The sequence below is a fragment of the Paludisphaera rhizosphaerae genome, assembly GCF_011065895.1.
Classification (GTDB): Bacteria; Planctomycetota; Planctomycetia; order Isosphaerales; family Isosphaeraceae; genus Paludisphaera; species Paludisphaera rhizosphaerae.
In genome coordinates this window covers 214,271-232,243 of record NZ_JAALCR010000012.1, presented here as the reverse complement: position 1 = coordinate 232,243, position 17,973 = coordinate 214,271, and the positions used below count along the sequence as shown (strand labels likewise).

At 65.7% G+C, this 17,973-nt stretch carries 20 protein-coding genes; 13 read left to right on the top strand and 7 right to left on the bottom strand.

Going from position 1 to position 17,973, the window contains the following annotated elements:
• Positions 1-110 precede the first annotated feature (110 nt).
• Positions 111-488 carry an aminoacyl-tRNA hydrolase gene (pth2, locus tag G5C50_RS17535; protein ID WP_206107752.1) on the top strand — a complete coding sequence of 126 codons (378 nt, stop codon included), beginning with the start codon at positions 111-113 and terminating at the stop codon, positions 486-488.
• Between the two features lie 11 nt (positions 489-499).
• Here the strand turns inward: pth2 and G5C50_RS17530 are convergent, their stop codons facing one another.
• The 3 genes from G5C50_RS17530 to G5C50_RS17520 form a co-directional block, all read right to left on the bottom strand.
• Positions 500-970: a hypothetical protein gene (locus tag G5C50_RS17530; protein ID WP_165071447.1), complete on the bottom strand. Its 471-nt coding sequence runs from the start codon at positions 968-970 to the stop codon at positions 500-502.
• A gap of 28 nt (positions 971-998) precedes the next feature.
• Positions 999-1,595, bottom strand: a complete 597-nt coding sequence (locus tag G5C50_RS17525) for a tetratricopeptide repeat protein (protein WP_165071445.1) — start codon at positions 1,593-1,595, stop codon at positions 999-1,001.
• A gap of 361 nt (positions 1,596-1,956) precedes the next feature.
• On the bottom strand, positions 1,957-2,409 hold the full coding sequence (locus G5C50_RS17520; RefSeq protein ID WP_165071444.1) for a hypothetical protein: 453 nt from the start codon (positions 2,407-2,409) through the stop codon (positions 1,957-1,959).
• 610 nt (positions 2,410-3,019) lie between these two features.
• Between G5C50_RS17520 and G5C50_RS17515 the strand changes: the two genes are divergently transcribed.
• The 6 genes from G5C50_RS17515 (at position 3,020) to G5C50_RS17490 (ending at position 9,461) form a co-directional block, all read left to right on the top strand.
• Positions 3,020-4,546, top strand: coding sequence for an ArnT family glycosyltransferase (locus G5C50_RS17515; protein WP_165071442.1), 1,527 nt, complete (start codon positions 3,020-3,022; stop codon positions 4,544-4,546).
• Between the two features lie 472 nt (positions 4,547-5,018).
• Complete coding sequence (locus tag G5C50_RS17510; protein ID WP_240907129.1) at positions 5,019-5,495, top strand: hypothetical protein; 477 nt, start codon at positions 5,019-5,021, stop codon at positions 5,493-5,495.
• Between the two features lie 192 nt (positions 5,496-5,687).
• On the top strand, positions 5,688-6,713 hold the full coding sequence (locus G5C50_RS17505; RefSeq protein ID WP_165071440.1) for a DUF1559 domain-containing protein: 1,026 nt from the start codon (positions 5,688-5,690) through the stop codon (positions 6,711-6,713).
• A 648-nt stretch (positions 6,714-7,361) separates the two neighbouring features.
• Positions 7,362-7,850, top strand: a complete 489-nt coding sequence (locus G5C50_RS17500; protein ID WP_165071438.1) for a transthyretin-like family protein — start codon at positions 7,362-7,364, stop codon at positions 7,848-7,850.
• Between the two features lie 86 nt (positions 7,851-7,936).
• Positions 7,937-9,058: a DUF1559 domain-containing protein gene (locus G5C50_RS17495; protein ID WP_165071437.1), complete on the top strand. Its 1,122-nt coding sequence runs from the start codon at positions 7,937-7,939 to the stop codon at positions 9,056-9,058.
• Positions 9,048-9,461, top strand: a complete 414-nt coding sequence (locus G5C50_RS17490; RefSeq protein ID WP_165071435.1) for a peptidase associated/transthyretin-like domain-containing protein — start codon at positions 9,048-9,050, stop codon at positions 9,459-9,461. Before G5C50_RS17495 ends, G5C50_RS17490 begins: the two co-directional genes overlap by 11 nt.
• Before the next feature lie 168 nt (positions 9,462-9,629).
• Here G5C50_RS17490 and G5C50_RS17485 read toward each other — a convergent pair whose 3' ends face one another.
• Positions 9,630-9,902, bottom strand: a complete 273-nt coding sequence (locus G5C50_RS17485; protein ID WP_165071433.1) for a hypothetical protein — start codon at positions 9,900-9,902, stop codon at positions 9,630-9,632.
• Positions 9,903-10,675: 773 nt separating this feature from the next.
• Between G5C50_RS17485 and G5C50_RS17480 the strand changes: the two genes are divergently transcribed.
• Positions 10,676-10,963 (top strand): hypothetical protein, encoded by a 288-nt coding sequence (locus G5C50_RS17480; RefSeq protein WP_165071432.1) that lies wholly within the window; start codon positions 10,676-10,678, stop codon positions 10,961-10,963.
• Between the two features lie 36 nt (positions 10,964-10,999).
• Here G5C50_RS17480 and G5C50_RS17475 read toward each other — a convergent pair whose 3' ends face one another.
• The gene (locus G5C50_RS17475; RefSeq protein WP_165071430.1) at positions 11,000-11,488 is read right to left on the bottom strand and encodes a hypothetical protein; all 489 of its coding nucleotides are present in this window, start codon (positions 11,486-11,488) and stop codon (positions 11,000-11,002) included.
• A gap of 466 nt (positions 11,489-11,954) precedes the next feature.
• Between G5C50_RS17475 and G5C50_RS17470 the strand changes: the two genes are divergently transcribed.
• From G5C50_RS17470 to G5C50_RS17450, 5 genes are all read left to right on the top strand, one after another.
• Positions 11,955-12,911: a YiiX/YebB-like N1pC/P60 family cysteine hydrolase gene (locus G5C50_RS17470; RefSeq protein ID WP_165071428.1), complete on the top strand. Its 957-nt coding sequence runs from the start codon at positions 11,955-11,957 to the stop codon at positions 12,909-12,911.
• Positions 12,912-13,239: 328 nt separating this feature from the next.
• Positions 13,240-13,635 carry a hypothetical protein gene (locus G5C50_RS17465; protein WP_165071426.1) on the top strand — a complete coding sequence of 132 codons (396 nt, stop codon included), beginning with the start codon at positions 13,240-13,242 and terminating at the stop codon, positions 13,633-13,635.
• Complete coding sequence (locus tag G5C50_RS17460; RefSeq protein WP_165071425.1) at positions 13,632-13,982, top strand: helix-turn-helix domain-containing protein; 351 nt, start codon at positions 13,632-13,634, stop codon at positions 13,980-13,982. Before G5C50_RS17465 ends, G5C50_RS17460 begins: the two co-directional genes overlap by 4 nt.
• A 63-nt stretch (positions 13,983-14,045) precedes the next feature.
• Complete coding sequence (locus G5C50_RS17455) at positions 14,046-14,351, top strand: hypothetical protein (RefSeq protein ID WP_165071423.1); 306 nt, start codon at positions 14,046-14,048, stop codon at positions 14,349-14,351.
• Between the two features lie 201 nt (positions 14,352-14,552).
• The gene (locus G5C50_RS17450) at positions 14,553-15,206 is read left to right on the top strand and encodes an SMI1/KNR4 family protein (RefSeq protein WP_165071421.1); all 654 of its coding nucleotides are present in this window, start codon (positions 14,553-14,555) and stop codon (positions 15,204-15,206) included.
• Between the two features lie 222 nt (positions 15,207-15,428).
• On the opposite strand, the gene G5C50_RS17445 is transcribed toward G5C50_RS17450, so the two are convergent.
• On the bottom strand, positions 15,429-16,817 hold the full coding sequence (locus tag G5C50_RS17445) for a hypothetical protein (protein ID WP_165071419.1): 1,389 nt from the start codon (positions 16,815-16,817) through the stop codon (positions 15,429-15,431).
• Between the two features lie 135 nt (positions 16,818-16,952).
• Complete coding sequence (locus tag G5C50_RS17440; protein ID WP_165071417.1) at positions 16,953-17,921, bottom strand: SDR family NAD(P)-dependent oxidoreductase; 969 nt, start codon at positions 17,919-17,921, stop codon at positions 16,953-16,955.
• Positions 17,922-17,973: the final 52 nt, after the last annotated feature.

The following is a 17,973-nucleotide window of genomic DNA, read 5'->3' as shown; positions in this document are numbered from 1 at the left end:
CGCGACCCCTGATAAAGTGGCTTGTCGTCAACCCATGCTGTCCACATCATGCGGTCGCGTCCTTCGGCCGTCGCCCCGAACCTTGGCGTCTCTTTCCGGAACAGATGAACATGGAATCGTCCGAGCCTAAGCAGGTGATCGTGATGCGTCGCGACCTGGGGATGCGCCGCGGCAAGGAGATCGCCCAGGGCGCGCACGCGGCGATGATCTGGCTGTCGCTCCGGATCCGCCAGCCGGGCTACGCGTTCACCGAGGCCGAACGCCGATGGCTGGAAGGCCCGTTCACGAAGGTCTGCGTCCGGGTGGACTCCGAGGAGGAACTGCTGGCCGTCGTCGACCGCGCCCGAGCCGCCGGCGTCCTCGTCCAACTCTGCGTCGACGCCGGCCGCACCGAGTTCCACGGAATCCCAACCCCCACCTGCTGCGCCGTCGGGCCGGACTTCGCGGAGCGGATCGACCCGATCACGGGCGGGCTGAAGCTGCTCTGATCCAGGTCGGGTCAGGGTTTGCCCCGATGGACCTCAAGCCCGGCGGGTGACCCATAGACCATCAACCCCGTCGAGTTGTCGCGAATATGCCAGGTGTGGTCGTCTTCGGGATTCGAAACGAACGTCCGGACGCGGTTGCCTCCCTCGACCGTCACGATCAGGTCCTGCGACCGAACGTTGATGCGGATCGATTCGATCGGCCGGTTGAGCAGGGCCGGCGCTAGTAAATCCCAGACCCGGTCGAGTTCCTCTCGGGTTGGTCGTCCCACCTCGGCCTCCCCCTGCGCCTGGCAAGAGCCGGCGACCACCCCTTGGGGCGTGGTGACGTGCCAGGCCGGTTCGAGCCAGAGGGTGAGCCCCTGTCCGTCGCCCGGCTCGCAATCGACGTAGATTAGCAGCGAGTTGCACATGAGCCGAATGAACGTAACCTCGCCGCCGACCAGCCGTCGTCGAAACCTCTTGAAGAGCCGGATCGGGTCCACGGCGACGTCTCCGCGACTTCGGAAGGGATCAACCGCCCGCTTCCAGCTTGATGCAGAGTTCGACGTCCCGCAACGCCCGGTGGGCCTCACGATAGTCCGGGTCTCGGCGGAGCGCCTCGCGGAAGCACTCGGCGGCCTCGGCGAGGCGATCGCGGGCGCGGAGGATCTGGCCCAGGTTGAGATAAGCCTCGTCGATGCAACCCCTGGTGCAGGTTACGGCCTTTCGGGTGGCCTCCTCCGCGTCATACAGCCGGCCCTGTTTTGCGAGCATGCCGCCCAGGTAGATGTAGCCCCCGGCATCGTCGGGATCGGCCTCGATCGCCCGACGATACCACTCCGCGGCCTGTTCGTGGTCGCCGGCCTCATGGAAGAGATGGCCCATGTGCATGATGGGGATGCGTCGCTTTTCCGGCTTCCAGTGTTCGATGGCCTTCGCCAGGGCTTGCTCGGCCTCCTCGTATCGGGCGAGCGAGACCAGCGCATCGCCCACGACGAGCCATGCGGCCCCGTCGTCCGGGTAATCGACGAGATATCGCCTCCCATAGCGGACCGTCAGGGCGGTGTACGGCCCGTGGTGAAGCCGCAGGAGACGCCGTTGCCGCGATTCCTGCGATCCCCTCTTCATCGCCGATCCCCTGGACGATCCGGACGCCAATGGACCGACCCCGTCGATCGGCCCCGTGCCGTCAGACGGCGATGCGAAGGGTGGGGTTCGCCCAACTGCCTCGCCCTTCCTCCGGCCCGATCAGATTTCGACTCCGTGGGGTATTCTCCCTTACAGCGGGACCGATGTTCTCTGGCATGTCGAACGACGGATGCGGAGCGAACACCGCGTTGCAACGCGCGTGAAAAGTGATCGAACGAACCCAGCCGCGGTGAACCTCGTGGGGCATGCAACTTCAGTTTTGGAGGCAAGTTGTGATTGTTGTGGGCGACGGCTTCGGTCGTGGGGCGAAGCCAATCCGGGTCGAGGTTCGACGGCCGGCTCAGCGGGCCTTCTCCTCGTTCAGCCAGATCTCGCCTTCGAGGCGTTGGAACCGGGCGTCGTAGACCTCCAGCGAGGTGGTCAGGGCCCTTTCGCGTCGCGCCTCGGCGATGGCTTCGAGGTGCTTCATGCTCTCGATGTATTTCTCCAGCGCCGCGATCATCTCGGCCTTGCCGGCCCCCGTTTTCCGAAGGGCCTCCAGCCGGCGGCGTTCCCAGAGGAGCAAGGTCCCGTCGCTGGCGTTGGCGCGACCCGCCTCGACCAGTCGTCGCGTGACGTCCACGGCCTGATCGGCCAGTTCGAGCTGCTGGCGAGCCAGATCGCGAGCGGTTGGCGGCGGGGCGTCCTCAGCCTTCGGAGGAGCCTGCCGACCTCCCTGAACGGCGACTCCCGCCGTGACGAGGAACAGAGCAGCGGCTCCGGCGAGGGTCTTCCGTCTCATCAGCCACGTCATCGGGTTCGCTCCTGGGAAGAGGAAAGGGCGGCGACGGTCGGGCGGCGGACTCTTGGAGTCTCTTTCGAGGGTAACCTCCAGGTGCGCGGAAAACCCTCAGCATCGCTGAGAGTTTGCCAGAGGAAGCGGAGATAGCTTACTCCGCGACGCTGCGGAGCGAACTGACCGATCGGGTCGGCCGATTCCGTAGGGGCCGACGGCGGCCGGGAGCCAGTCCCCATGCGTCTCCGGCGGGGGAAGATTGGCCCAGGTTGATGAGACGCCTGGCGACCCGATCAGATTTCGACGTTGTGGGGTACTTTCCCCTATAGAGGGGCCGAGTGCTCTTTGACATGGCGGATGACGGATGCGGAGCGCCGGACGGACGTGCGACGTGCGTGAAAGTGAGCGGACGAACCCAATCGATGTGCGGTGGTTTTCGGATGCAACGTGCTTTTCAGATTCATGTTGCGTTCGATGGGTTCGGCCGCTTCGATCGCAGAACGGAGCCAATCCAGACCGGCTCGGTGCGGGGCGATCTCGCCGCTCGTCCGGGTTGACAGCATCGGGCCGATCCCGGATCATCCCGCCGCCTCGCGCGCGGGGGAACACCGGGGAAGGAGCCCAGGGGATGAGGACGGGGATCGACGGCGATCGGCGCGGGCGTTTCTGGCTAGCGGTGGCGGGGCTTGCGCTGCTGGCGGTTGGGCCGGGGCTGGGGTGGTCTCGGCTGTCGTACCATGAGGCCTTCGTGGCGCAGGGGGGGAGCGAGATCCTCGCGTCCGGGTCGTGGTCGAACCCCACCATCGCCGGGCGGCCCTGGCTGGAAAAACCGCCCCTGCCATTCTGGGCGGCGGCGGCGATGGGAAGGCTGATGGGGGAGGTCTCGCCGATCGCAGCGCGGATCCCCTCGGCCCTGGCCGCGATCGCCCTGGCGCTGGGGGTGGCGTTCGCCGCCCGGAAACGCTTCGGCGACCGCGTCGGCCTGCTCGCCGGCGCGGTGCAGGCCACGACGGTCTGGGCCGTGATGCGGGGGAGGCTCGCCGAGGCGGACATCCTGCTCGCCGCGATGTTCGCCTGGACGATGGCCGCCTTCGACAGGGTCCGCGACGACGACGAGCCCAACTCGCGAGGCTGGCGCTGGGCCTTCTTCCTGCTGCTGGGGTTGATGTCGCTGGTCAAGGGGATCGGCTTCGGCGCGGCGATGGCGGGGGCGGCGTCAGTCGCGACCTTGCTCTGGGACGGTCGGCTCGGCGGTTGGCGACGGTTCGTCCACCCGGCGGGCTGGCTGGTCGCGACCTTGTTGACGTTCGCCTGGCCGCTGCTGATGCTCCGCCAGCACGGCGAGGGGGCGGCGTCGCTCTGGTTCATGCACGTCGCCGACCGCCTCGGCCCGCAGGTCGGCCACGGGTTCTTCGCGGGGGAGAAGCCCGGCGAGTACCTTGTCAGTCTGCTGGCCCAGGGGATGCCGTGGGTGCCGCTGGCGATCCTGGGCGGTTGGCTGTCGATCCGGCGTCGCGAGGCCGGCGACAAGCTCCTCTGGGCGTGGTCGGCCGTGCCGCTGGCGATGGTCTCGCTCCCCGGCGGCCGCAACGGGCACTACGCCATCTACGCCATAATCGCCTGGTCGACCTGGGCGGCGATAGCCCTCGACCTCCTGGGCGATCGTCTCGTCGCGATCGGACGCCCCGTCGCTCGGGTTCGTCGGCTGGCCGTGGCGACGTTCGTCCTGCTGGCGGCGGGCTTCGGCGTGGGCTTCGGCCTGATCGCCCCCAGGTTCGAGCACCGGAGCGCCGAGCCGACCTTCTACGAAGAGGTCGGCCGCCTGGTCCCCGCCGACGAACCCATCGTCCTGCTCTACGACGACTGGGACCGCGAGCCCTACCCCACCCCCTTCGGCCCGATCCCCCACGACCTGGGCGTCCGCCTCTACTACATGGGCCGGCGGGCCTCCTGGACGATCAACGAGGCCCCCCCTTCCCTGCCGCCGACCCCTTCCGTCGCGGTCCTCGCCCGCGACCGCGACCGAGCCGCCCTGGAGCAGTCCGGCGCCGTGGAGGTCCTCGCGAAGGGCCCCGAAGCACGCTGGGACCGCGCGTTCACCCTCTTCCGAGTCCGGCCGGATGGGGCCAGGCTGGCACGTCGAATCGACGAATAATATCGTAATGGCCTAACATCAAGAATTGCTGGGATTTGGCGAGAACGAATGGATTCGGACGGCGCCTCGCACGGGTGCGACCATGCCGCCGAGCCCAGCCTGTCGGCGTGTCGCGACCCATTCCCGAGGCGGCCGGACGCGCTCGACCCGCTGTGCGATCGACATGCGTACAAGGGTTCGCTGGCTTATATTTTTCGGTCATTAGGTTCGTTTCGGAAGGCTGCTTTTTTTCTTGACAATCGGCCTCCCGCTGCCGAGCATGGCTCCGCCTGTTCCCATGCAAAAATGGCCGCGGCGACTCGGCTTCGCCGAAGGCCCTCACGGCAATGCAGAGGCCGTCGGATCTGCTCCTCGCCCCTTCACGGCGGCCGGGTCGCGTTGAACGTCATCTCCGCCTGCGTTCCCCTTCCTCACCGGGATTCGCCGCGTCGTCTTCGAATCGTCGCGGTCGACAAGCGAGGGCTTCCGACCAATGATGAAGAGATGCTCGATCGTTCGTTCGTATTATGCGTGCGCAGCGGCCGTCCTGGCTGCGTGCGGACTTGCGGGTTGTGGAGGAGAGGCCGGCGACGGCCTGCCGCGCGAGGCGGTTTCCGGCGGCGTGACGGTGGATGGGAAGCCGCTCAAGTCGGGGATCGCCCTCTTCCTGCCGGTCGACCCCAACAATCCGACCCAGGGGAACTTCACGGTCATTGACGGCAAGTACAACATCGCGAAGGAACAGGGCCTGATTCCAGGCAAGTACTCAGTGAAAATATCCTCATCAGTGGGCGAGGAGAAAAAAGAGAGCGAGTCCCTGAACGGGGGGGCGCCGGGCATGCCCCCGTCGATCCCGAAGGACGCGATCCCGCCGATGTACAACTCCGACACGAAGCTGGCCGCCGAGGTGAAGGCCGGGATCCCGAACGACTTTCAGTTCGCCCTGTCGACCGCCAAGCCCACGAAGTAACCCACAGGCTCGCGCCCGGCCGAACCCGGCCCCGCGCCGATCGTCTCATGAGGTGCTCGCCGCGTCGGCGGGGCCTCCTTGATCCGCTCCACGTCGCTTCCCCCCCTCTGGTCGACGTCCCCCCGCCGTGGGTTCCGTCGACGTCTTTCGAACTCCTGAGCATCACTTATTGAGCTATTAGAGGAGCTTCATATGACGAAAATCCGACGAGGCGGTTTCACGCTGATCGAGCTGCTGGTGGTGATCGCCATCATCGCCGTCCTGATCGCCCTTTTGCTTCCGGCCGTGCAGTCCGCCCGCGAGGCCGCTCGCCGCGCCCAGTGCGTCAACAACCTGAAGCAGATCGGGCTGTCGATGCACAACTACGAGAGTACCAACGGTTGCCTCCCCTCGGGCCGGAAGAGCTGCTGTTGGGGGACCTGGCTCCTGTTCACCCTGCCGGGGGTTGAGCAGCAGGCGCTCTTCAACGCCTGGAATTTCGGCGGCGACTACGCATGGTACAACACCGCCCTCGACGCCCCGTTCCGCTACGCGGGCGTGGCCAACGTCACGGTCTCCGCGACGCGCGTCCCCGCCTACATGTGCCCGAGCGACGGCGGCGGGACGAGCCTGACTGGGATCGGCACGACCGTCAACGGCGCCCGCTTCGATGTGACCTCGCAGAACTACGTCTGCAACTTCGGCAACCTGAACTCGCAGCAGACCGCGTCCTACAACAACGTCACCTTCGGCGGCGCGCCGTTCTCGGAGCTGGACGCCAAGCTGCTGAACACCTCGCTAGGGATGTCCGGGCAGGTGGTCGTTCCCTTCAGCGCCTTCAACGACGGTCTGAGCAATACAATGCTCATTTCCGAATGCGTGGTCGGGACCAAGGGGGCCGGGCTGGGCCAGTACGCCGCCTCGTACGATCTCCGAGGCTTCTCCTGGTGGGGCAGCGCCTGCAACTACACGGCCTGGTCGGGGCCCAACTCGGCCGATCCGGACGTCACGGAGAGCGGCGGCTATTGCATCTATCCGTTCCAGCAGAACCCGCCCTGCACGGCCCCCACAACAACCGTGCCGCTGTACAACATCGCCCGCAGCCGGCACTCCGGCGGCGTGAACACACTGTTCGGCGACGGCTCGGTCCACTTCCTCAAGAACTCGATCAACCTGCTGACCTACCGCGCCCTCTCCACCACCAAGGGGGGCGAGATCATCAGCTCCGACGCTTACTGATCCGACGATACGCCCTCGTCAATGGACGTCGACCGACCGCCTCGCTCCCGCCGTTCTGAGCGACGGGAGCGAGGCGGTGCCTTTGGGTGAGAACGGGGACTCGCTCCGCAGCATCGCGGATGCGCCTGTCTCCGTTTCCTCTGGAGCGGTCTGGGCGTCCCCGGAGCATGGGGACAGGCGCCCCGCCGCCGAATTCGATCCGATGCGCCGAACCCCGCGCGTTGGGCGTCACTTCCCATTCTCCTCCGCCGGAGCCCGCTCTCGCTTGGGGCAGGTTTCGGGTCTCCTCCCTCCGGTCCAGGGCTCGTGCCTTGCGCATCGCCTCCGACTGCCCCCGGCAGCCGTGCGAGGCTTTCAACTCGATCAGGAACCCGAGCCCGGTTTGCCGTCCGTCCGGCCGTTGCTGCGCCTCAATTCTCGACTGGCCTGCGGCGGCGGGCGGATGGCCGTCCGTGGACAATGTTTGTCCACCCGTGAAGTATTGCGCCCGTGAATCGACGGCGAAAACCGCACAAAACGGCCTGGTATGTTAATTGCTATTCACGGTCGCCTGGCAATCGCCGGGCTCAGTGATGAGTGATTTCCAAACGGCGCCTCTCCGATCAATCTCATCCCGGTTGCCGCATCGATACGGGAGTTGCGATCAAGTTGCGTCTATCCGACGGTACCACGCCGAAGCGTCGCGTCGTCCTTGACGCCCGGTCGGTCCACGCCGTTCTCCTCGCCGGCCTCGTCGGCTGCGGGGGATCTGGCCAGGCGACCGTCTATCCCGTCGCGGGGACGCTTACGGTCAACGGCCAGCCGGCGGCGAACGCGATGATCGCCTTTCACCCGCTTGACCGCGCAGGCTCGCCGGCGGTTCTCTCCGTCGCGAGCACCGGTCCCGACGGAGCGTACCGACTGACGACCTACACGGCCGGCGACGGCGCCCCCGCCGGCGAGTACGCCGTCACCATCGTCTGGCCGGACGACTCAAAGCCGTGGGACGAGTGCGAGGAGGACCTTGTGACGCACGACCGATTCCAGGGCCGTTACGCCGATCCAACCAGGTCCCCCTGGCGCGTCATCGTCCGTCCCGGCGCGAACGAGGCGCCGCTCCGAGCGGCCCCTCCGGACGAGAGTCGGCCCTTGCCGTGAAGCGGGCGATGACCGACGAGCCTGATGCGCCTAATCACGACCGACCGCATTTCGCCTTCATCCCTTACCGCCGAGAGGTGCTTGCAATGACGAGGTCTCTTCGACGATCCCGGTCTGGCTTCACGCTGATCGAGTTATTGGTGGTTATCGCCATTATTGCGGTGCTCATCGCCCTGTTGCTGCCGGCCGTCCAGTCGGCGCGCGAGGCCGGCCGACGCATGCAGTGCGTCAACAACATGAAGCAGATGGGTATCGCCGTCCATTCGTTCCACGACATCCAGCAGACGCTGCCGAACATGAGCTATTGCGGCGGCGGCTGCGAGGACACCAACCCGGGCATGCAGAACATCTTCTACCGCTTCCGCCATTATCCGGTGGCCTTCGAACTGCTGCCGTACATCGAGCAGAACAACCTCTATAACTCGTTCAACATCAACCTCGTCGCCACTTCCACCGTCCCCGCAGCTGCCAACGGCCTGGCCAACGTCTCACTGGCCAGGGCTCCCTTGTCGGTCTTCCTGTGCCCTTCCATGCCGCCGCCGCTCAACCCGGTGTTCGCCGATTACGCGAGCTACGGGTGGAACCGCGGCAACTGCATCGTCCACGCTCCCGCCCAGGCGGGCGACATCAATAAACCGGGGCAGGCGTACGGGTTCACGCCCTCCGACGGGGTGTTCATCTCGAAGATGGACGCCGGCCTGGATTACAACACCGGCGTGACGCTGGCGGCCCGGCACACCGCTGACCCAACCTGGTGGCAGCCCGAGAGCTCGTACAGGATCAACTTCCAGAGCATCACCGACGGGCTGTCCAACACGATCGCTGCCGGCGAGATGCACAACATCCTCAAGGGCTATACCACGACGACGGTGAACAGCGTGTCCATCGGCACCACGGCGGTGGCGTCGGGCGGACCGATCGCCTGGGGATCCAGCGGCGGCGACTACTACAGCGAGGGCCGCACCACCGTGCCGATGAACACGCTGACCGGCCCCTATTACGCCCGGACCATCACCGACCCGGCCGCCCTGACCGACATCCTCTACAAGAGCCCGATCTATTCGTTCCGCAGCCAGCACCCCGGCGGGTGCAACTTCCTGCTCTGCGACGGCAGCGTCCGGTTCATCAAGCAGAGCGTCAACATGGCCACGTACAAGGCGCTCGGCAGCCGCAACGGCGGCGAGGTGATCAGCTCCGATGCCTACTAATCGCCTTGTTCTGGTCGTCTTCATCTCGGCGGCGGTGGTCGGATGCGCCGGGGAGGGCATCTCGGCCCCTCGGACCGTGCCGACGTCCGGCACGGTGATGTTCAAGGGCAAGCCGGTCGCAGGGGTGAAGGTGACGCTCCACCCGAAATTCAACATGACGTTCACCCCGAACGGAATGACCGGCCAGGACGGCCGGTTCGTCCTGAGCACCGCGGCACCCATGGACGGCGCTCCGCCGGGCGAATATTCGGTCACGTTCGAACTCTTGAAGACGGGAGCCGATAAGCGGGGGCTGGACACCGAGTTCGACGTCTGGAAGGGAAAGCACGCCAACCCGGACACCGGCCCCAAAGCGACCGTCGGTTCCTCGGAAACCACGCTCGAACCGTTCCTCCTCGATTGAATCGCCGGGTCGCATGGCCGCGACTCCATCCGGAAAACGACCACGGATGAACACGGATGAACGCAGATCGAGAGGAGATCCTCATGGATGTTCGCCCTCTTTCTTCTCTTCCTGGCTCCCATCCGTGTTCATCCGCGTCCATCCGTGGCCTGTCTCGGCCTTTCCTATTCAGCGGACGCCCACGTGTCGCGTCACGCTTTTCGCGACCATGGATCGGTGCCCATCGATCGAGAGGCCGTCGCCCATCGCAAGAGGTGGGCACGGCCCTCGATTCGTGGTTATCCTCAGGGAGGAGAGTCGGTCGACGGTTATAAGAGGGGACGCCGGGTCGTGGCCCATTTCTTCGAGAATCTCTTCTCTGGAATCTTCATTCTGTCTGTGGTCGCGCTCGTCCTCAAGGCGACCGAGTTCCAGGAGAACGCCAACAAGCAACGGGTCCATGAATGGGCTCGCCGGAACGGGTGCACCGTCGTCAGGATTGGGCATATCCTGCCCTGGCATCCGTTTCCGCGGCACTGGTTCTTCGACTTCGACAGATACTGCCGACGATATCGCGTGACCGTCGTCGACGCGGATGGCCGCGAGCGTCTCGCCTGGGTGCGAACGTGTTATCCCGTCGAAGCCTACTGGGACCTGAGCGAGCGGGAACCGTCCAGGGGCGAGACATCGAAGACGCCCATCGATCGGGATTTCCTGAGCTGACCAACGCTCAGAACGGCGGTCTTGAAGTCGGCCGCGCGGCCCCGTCGGCGTTGGAGCCGCCCCCAACCTCCGACGCCCCGGGGCCCGTCGAGGAGCCGACGGGCCTGCTCACCAAGCTTTTGGGCGTCGATCTCGGGGGCCTCGTCGATCGCCTTGCCGAGCCCGCCCGCCCGCCGCGAGCCCGTCGAGCCTCGGGGGCGACTCCGACCACGGAGCGGGGCGAGGAAGGACAAGCCTCCCCGAGCGATCGAAGCGCCCGGCCGCGGGGGACGACCTGGGTGATTTCGGCTCATGGATCACGGCCTGGTGCGACGGTGGTCCGACACGGCGTATCGTTCGAGCAACGTCCGCGACGGGCGGATTCTCGTCCTCCACCCCAGGCCGCCCCGGCCGTCGCGCGGTCTCGTCGGCCCGGCGGTGTTGTCCGAGGCCCGATCTGCGTTAGACTCACAGAGGGCGCGGCCGAGTTTCGACAGGCGTCGCCAGGCCTCTTCAAACAGCAAGGCGGACCGATGGGTGACGATCCGGGACCCTCGGGGAAGATCCAGGAGAGTTGGGAGTTCCGACGCGATCACTATCGTGTCTACGACGAGAACGGCTTCCTCTCGTCGTTCGCCCTGGCTCCGCCCTCGAACGCCACGCTCCTCGGAGTACTCGCCGACCTGTGCGAGCATTTCCAAGGGACGCTCGGCACGGGTTATGAGTCCAAGGACATGGTGGTCCTCCTCGGCCCCCGCATCGTCGCCGTTGTTCGAGGAGGCGTCGACGGCCGGCCCGAGGTCACGACCTTCGGCGACTGAGCCGGCATCCAAGGCCGCACGCCGGAGTCGTTTGGGTTAACGCCGGCTTTCGGCGAGCTTGCGGACGGCTCGGAGGGCTTCGAGGGTCGCCTTGCCGCTGCCGTCGTCGATCTTGCGGGCGGCGGCGATCTGGTCGTTCCAGCGTCTGAGGTCGGTGGTGTCGATCTTGCGGACGCTGGCGTCCTTGGCCCATTCCAGGCCGATGATCCGGCCCAGCTCGGTGAGTTCGCCGGCGACGGCCTGACGGGCTTCGGGGGCCTTCACGGGGCTGAGGGTCGCCTCGCCGAACCGGCTCCAGCCGGCCGACATGAAGTTCCCCTTGTAGAAGGTGTGGACCCAACTCCGGTAATCGTCCCAGGTCTGGGCTTTCTGGTTCGAGCCGTCCGACCGATAGGCGGCGAACAACTCGGCGTCGTCGGGCGCGGCGAGGGGCGAGCCTCCCGCGACGGCGTTGGTCGCGGCCAGGCTCACGGAGATCAGCGTCGCCAGGGTGGTCCAGGTGGCAGCTCGTCGCGTGGTGGTCATCGTCCTCTCCCCTCGGAGCTTGTGTCGTTCGGCGTCAGGTTGAGCATCCGTGGGTCGTTATCTCCCTAAACACCGGGAGCGGACGAAATTCAGACCTCCTTGCGAAAGAGCACCGGAAGAAGGCTAGCCGCGGACTGATCCGGCCACGCTTGCATGGTCGCGCCGTCTGCGGGCCTGCGACCATCCTACGTCAATTCGTGGCCACACAAGCCTATCATGCGACCCAGGTCGATGCACATCCGGATGTCGACTTCCGCGCGTGAAACAACATAGGGGCGATCGAATTGGCCCCCCCGCGGGCGCCTGCTCCCGCCAGGCGAGAAGAGGATGACGCCTTCGGGTGTCCCATGCGCGTCATACCTAACGGGGCTGGGCCGGCCTCCCTTTCAGAAAAATTGTAATGATCCCGCGTCCGGTCGCGTCCCCGATGGTGATAACCCTCCGAGCGAGCCGGACGTCGGCTCGGATGGGAACGAGACGAGACGACGAAGAGGGGGGATTCGCCATGTTGTGGTTCTACTGCCTGATGGCCGGCCTGGGGATGGCTCACAACGACGCGTCGGAAGCGACCGACTGGATGAAGCCCGCGAGCTTCAAGGGGAACTTCTGGGGGCCGGCCGCGACCCGGGCCCGCGAAACCGGCGAACTGCCGCCGTTGCCGACGAACCCGAAGCTGACTCAGTGGGCGGCCTGGGGCAAGACGGTCCTGAAGGACGGCGACGTGGTCTTCCGCCTCGGCGACGCCAAGGCTCTCGGCGGCGTCTTCCCGCTCAGCCGGTTCATCGCCGCGGCCACCGACAGCCGGTTCTCGCACACGGGGATCGTCGCGATTGAGAACGGGATTCCCGTGGTCTACGACGCTTCCTCCGACGGCGTCCAGCGCCAGCCGTTCGAGGTCTGGATGCTCGACTGCATCGGCTCCTTCGGCGTCAAGCGGCCCCGGGCGGAGGTTCAGAAGAGCATCCCGGCGGTCCTGGACTTCTGCCGGGCGAAGTTCGAGCAGCAGACCCCCTTCGACTTCGAGTTCAACCCGGACGACGCCGCCTTCTACTGCGTCGAGTTGACCGAGAAGGCGTTCCGCTCTCAGGGCCTGAAGCTCTCCGAGCCCGTCAAGATCGGCGACTGGGACCGCCTGGAGAAGTACCCGATGACGGCCCTCTCCACCCCGATGGTCACCAGGAGCTTCCTGGAACGGCCGATCACCATGGAACAGCCGGTCTTCGTCCCCGGCAACGACCGCCAGGGCGTCTGGTCCTCCCCCCTGCTCCAGACCATCTTCGACGGCGAGGCCGCCAAGCTCACCGAAGCCGCCCCCGCCAACGACCTGCACCTCATCGGCCACGCCCTGCTAACCTTCCGAGCCAAGGTCAACGAAGCCGCCATGAAGTTCGGCCCCTACGGCAAGACCTCCGAGAAGCCCTGACCCCAGCCCAGCCCGATCCACCCCCCGACCCCTCCCAACCCGGCCTCTTCCGACATCCCCCCGTCGGAGGAGGTCGGGTTGTTTTGTGGGCTGGTGAGATGGCTTGGCGACTTCCAGGACGCCAATGACTTCTCCCGCCAGAGTTACCCTTTGCCCGCACGTTTTCTGAACCACCTGTGTCCTCTCATGGTACGGTTGGCCAGAAAAGAACGGCTGGGGCGATTGCTGGGTGTGTCATTAGGTGGTACTATTCGGGTGTAGAGCGTGTTGTTAGAGCGTTGGGCCACATGATCCGGTTACGGGTGGGTCGATGTATACGGAAGCCCACATGGCCGCGATTCGCCAGTATCGTCTCAAGATCGATAGTATGCCGACGATTATCGAAATGCCGCATTTTAAGGTGCGGTTCAATCGATTTGGCCTTACTCTTGCCGACATTCATGTCCTGGAACTCGAAATCATCGCCGTCCCTCAGTTGGGGAAAGTCGTCCCCAAAACCAACGGCCTTCGGAAGCGTCGTTTTGTGCCTCCGGGAACTGGTCACGGCAAGAGCGGCGCTTACCGGGTCTTCTATCTCAGCATGACTGATCTTGGGTTCGTGTTTCTCTGGACGATTATCGATAAGCACGAGCAGGACAATCTCAGCGAGGCTGATCGCAACTATTTCGCCGATCAAGTGGCGAGGGTCAGGGCGGCCCTGAAGCAGGAGAAGTTCAGACGATGAACAAGTACGACGGGTTGACGCCCCTCGGGGCCGAGATGGCCGCCGACATGGACGCCTTCCTGGAGGCGCTCGAGGCCGGCGAGCCGATCGGGAGGAAGTTCACGGTGCGTACCCTGAAGCTCGAGCTTGAGCCTCGGGAATACGCGCCGGAAGATGTGAAGGCGGTGCGCCGCAAGCTCGGCGCGAGTCAACCCCTTCTCGCGAAGTTCCTCGGCGTCAGCGTCAAGACGCTCCGGGCCTGGGAACAGGGCTTGCACCCCGTCCCAGCGATTGCGGCTCGTTTTCTCGACGAAATCCAGGCCGCTCCCGAAATCTGGACGCGTCGGATCGAGGCGGCGGCCAAGTAAACCGGCTCGCGGGAGACCGCTTGAAGATCAAGAGTAACCGCTCAGTGAACGACGGAGTTGGCGATGGATCCGTTTGAGTATCTGCGCGATCCGCGGTCCGCTGGACTCCCCGATTCAGCCGAGGCCGTCGAGCCGTCGTCGCGGTTGCTGCTCCGGTACGCGGTCGTCGGTGCCATCTTGTTGATCCCGCCCTACGTCCTGCTGTTCGTCCTGGGCAGGCATCCCGATCCCGACCGCAGCGATCCCTGGGGATGGTGCGCGGGAGCCGTGTTCTCGGGAATTGCGACCGGCGTGCTCGTCGGCGCGTTCCTTGGCGCTGCGGCCAACTTTCTGAGGTTTGTGCTCCGGAGCATTCTCCACGGCGATTGATCCGTCGCCAGCACATCAGACTGTGCTTTGTAGGGGCCGCTGTGCGGGCCGATTTGGAGTGGTGGGAATTGCGATGGCGAAGGACCGCCGGGCGTACGAAATGAAGAAGGCCCGCACAGCGGACCCTACCGGACTGAAGCTTGAGCCTCGGGAATACGCGCCGGAGGATGTGAAGGCTATGCGTCGCAAGGCGAGAACCCCATGATCTGGGAAAAATGGCCTTTGCGCTGGCAGAGGGCCATATCCGCGTGCGAGTCTCTCGGCGGGAACAGCATGCGGCTGCGAATCGGTCCGCCCGTGACGCCGTGGGACGTGGAAGACGCCGAGCGTGAGTTGGGGCGGTCGATTCCGCAGGATTTCAAGGACGTCCTGCTCGGCTTTTCAGGCGATGTCGAGTTCTTCTGGTTCCTGCCGCAAGGTCGGAAGCCGCCAGCCTCTCTATCTGGGGTCTTCTCCGGAGTGTGCGAATGGGCGCTCGCGGATCTGGTGCGGATCAACCGGGAAGTTGCCTGGCTCGCCGAGAATTGCTTCACCGATTACGAGCATGAACGACGGTCATGGGCGAACAAGTTCGCGTTCCAATCCATCGCCAACGGTGATTTTCTGGCGATCGACATCACCGAATCCGGCTCCCAACCTGTAGTCTATCTCAGCCATGAACTTGGCTGGGGCCATGGCTACAGACTGGGCCCGAGTTTTGGCGAGTTCATCGAGAACTGGACGCGTCTTGGATGCCCATGCGACGATATTTTCCCCGTCTTTGTGCCTGAGCCGTCGGGCTATCTTGAACCAGGCTCCGCACGAGCCAGAGAATGGTGCGAGTGGTTTGGCCTTCCCGACCCGACCACGGTCTGACTCGTGTCCTGGAGTCGGACGGATGGATCATCACGAGTCGGTCGAGGGCTCTGGAGGTCCGACAAACGGCCTTGTCCGCGTAGCGGCTGGATGAGGAAGGGGCGGTGCTTTGAGAATTTAGCATCGGATGCGATTCCGACGCCGGTCGTCCCCCTCATCTGACCGCTGCGCGGTCTGTCTTCCCCCGCGAGGGGGGAAGACCGTTGCGGACCGATTCCACGCTCAATCGCGCACGCGTTTGGCGGTGAAGACGACGGATCGTTCGTCGCCCACCTTGAGGCCCTTGCCGGCGTCCCAGATGAGGGTTTCGCCGGGGAGGACGACCTTGGCGAAGTCGGTGGATTCCACCTTGGCGTCGGTGATTGGGAAGGGGAGAAGGTAGGCGAAGATTCGCCAGCCGTCGTACTTCTCCGCCGTGCGCTTGTTCCCCTCGCCGACGAAGTTCACCTTCACCTTGTAGGACATGCGGACGAGGTCGCCGTCTTCACGGACGTCGAGGGTTTCGGTCAGGGCGGGGTCGCGGGTCTTCTCGACGCGGGCTTCCAACGCGGGGTCGCCGTAGAGGACGAAGATGCCGTCGGTGAACTCGGTCCCCTCGCGGTCGCGGCCGGTGACGACGTTCTCGGTCAGCAGATAATTCGACCATTGGCGGAGGAGGAAGAGCGATTCCGAGAACGTCCAGCGCCCTTCCTGCTTGAGGAACCAATCGGCCATGTTCCAGTTCAGCTCGTACCAGGTGGACTGGACCGCGCCGAGGTACTGCTTCGCCCCGTTCTTCATCCAGGCCAGGGCGTACGAGTCCTGGAAGCCGTTCCGGCCCGAGTTCACGACGCCCGTCAGGCAATTGCCGACCGCCCAGTAGACCTTGGGCCGGGACGCCGAGAGCGGCAGATCCACGCCGGGGGCGGTCATCGTGAGCTGGCCCTGCTTGGCGGTCAGGAAGCCCTGGCCTCGGGGATACATGAGCATCCAGTTGTGATGCCCGCCGTGGCCGGAGCCGATGATCAGGTCGAACCGGTCGCGCGTCAGGAGGTCGTGGACGTACCGGGCGTCGTCGGCGTCGGACTTCGGGCCGCCGTCACGAGGCGAGAAGGCGCCGGTCGGCGACTTCTCGCCGAGCTGGCCCCGATCGCGGGTCCACTCGGTCACGTAGTCCCCCTCGGGCACCCAGTCCAGCCACGGGCCGAGCGTCTTGGTGAACGCCCGGCGGATGGCGATCGGCTCCGCCTGGACCATCTCCAGCGCCTGGTCCTCATCGTACCCGGTGAGGATGCCCCAGATCGCGTCGACGTACGGGTCGTCGTCGAGCTTGCGGCAGAAGGCGTTGGCCGTCAGGGCGAAGGAGGGGAAGTCCTCGGTCGGTCGGCAGACGAAGCAGACGTAGCGCGGGTGATACGCCCCGACCTCCTTGCGGACCTCCTCGGGCGACTCGCCGTAAGCGAAGGTCTTCCCCCGATGCTTCGCCTCCAGGGCCCGGACCACCTTGCCCCACGGGCCGTCCGCGACCTCCTTCTTGACCACGACCGCGTACCGCGCGCCTGGCTCATCGGCCGCCGCCGACGCAATGAGACCAACGCACGCCAACAACCCCGCGATCGACGTCCGAAGCATGGCAAAACCCTCGCGAAGGAATCGATTCGACGCCCGATCTTAGCCGCTCGCCGAGACGGATTCACGCGAGAATCGCCGCCGCGCCGCCGGGGCGGCGTGGCTGACGCACCGCGGTTTTCGGGCCAGGTCGAGCCCTCAGAACTTCTCGCCCACCATCTCCTCGCTCTTCGCCCAGAGGGCTTTCGCGCGTTCGGGGTCGAGGGCGTAAGGGCGGACGCCCTCGCTCATGGCGCTGGTGGGCATGTCGGTGAAGTCCGAGACGTGGCAGTTCTCGCAATAGCGGCCGCCGACCTCGTCGGCGTCGGCGACGAAGCCGGCCCAGACGGAGGTCGCGGCCCCCTGCGGGATGGTCTTGAACCGGAAAGGCGGCCGGCCTTCAGCAGCCAACTGAGCATTGATCTGGTTGATCCGCTCCTCAATCGCCTTGCCGTCGATGTGCCGCGCCAGTTCGGTCTGGATGCCGCCCGGATGGAGCGCAGCGGCCCGCACGCCTCGCGAGCGGCATCGGCGATCGAACTCGACGGCGAACAGGATATTGGCCGTCTTCGACCGGCCGTAGCCCGCCCAGGGCTCATACTCCGTGTGCTCGAAATTCGGGTCGTCCAGGTCCACGTCGGAGAACCGATGCCCCGCCGACGAGACGTTCACCAGTCGGCCGCCCTCGGGGATCAACCCGGCGATCCGGTTGACCAGGACGAAATGCCCCAGGTGGTTCGTGCCGAACTGCATCTCGAAGCCGTCGGCCGTCCTCGACAGGGGCGTCGCCATCACGCCGGCGTTGGCGATCACCACGTCGATCGGCCGGCCGTCGGCCATGAGGGCGTCGGCGCAGGCGCGGACGCTCGCCAGCGAGGCCAGGTCCAGCTCGATCAACTCCAGGCCCCCGCCGTTCGCCGCCTCCGCGGCCACGTGGGCGGTCGCCTGCTTCGCCTTGGCCAGGTCCCGGACCGCGCCGACCACCTGAGCCCCGTGCGCCGCCAACGAACGGGCCGTCTCCACCCCCAGCCCGGCCGAGACGCCCGTCACCAGCACCCGCTTGCCGCTCAGGTCGACGCCCGCGAGAACCTCGTCCGTGGTCGACTCGGCATGGAAAGGTCCAGACATCGTGATCTCCTGGCTGGGCCGCAATCCCCCACCCTCGGCTGACGCTCAGCCG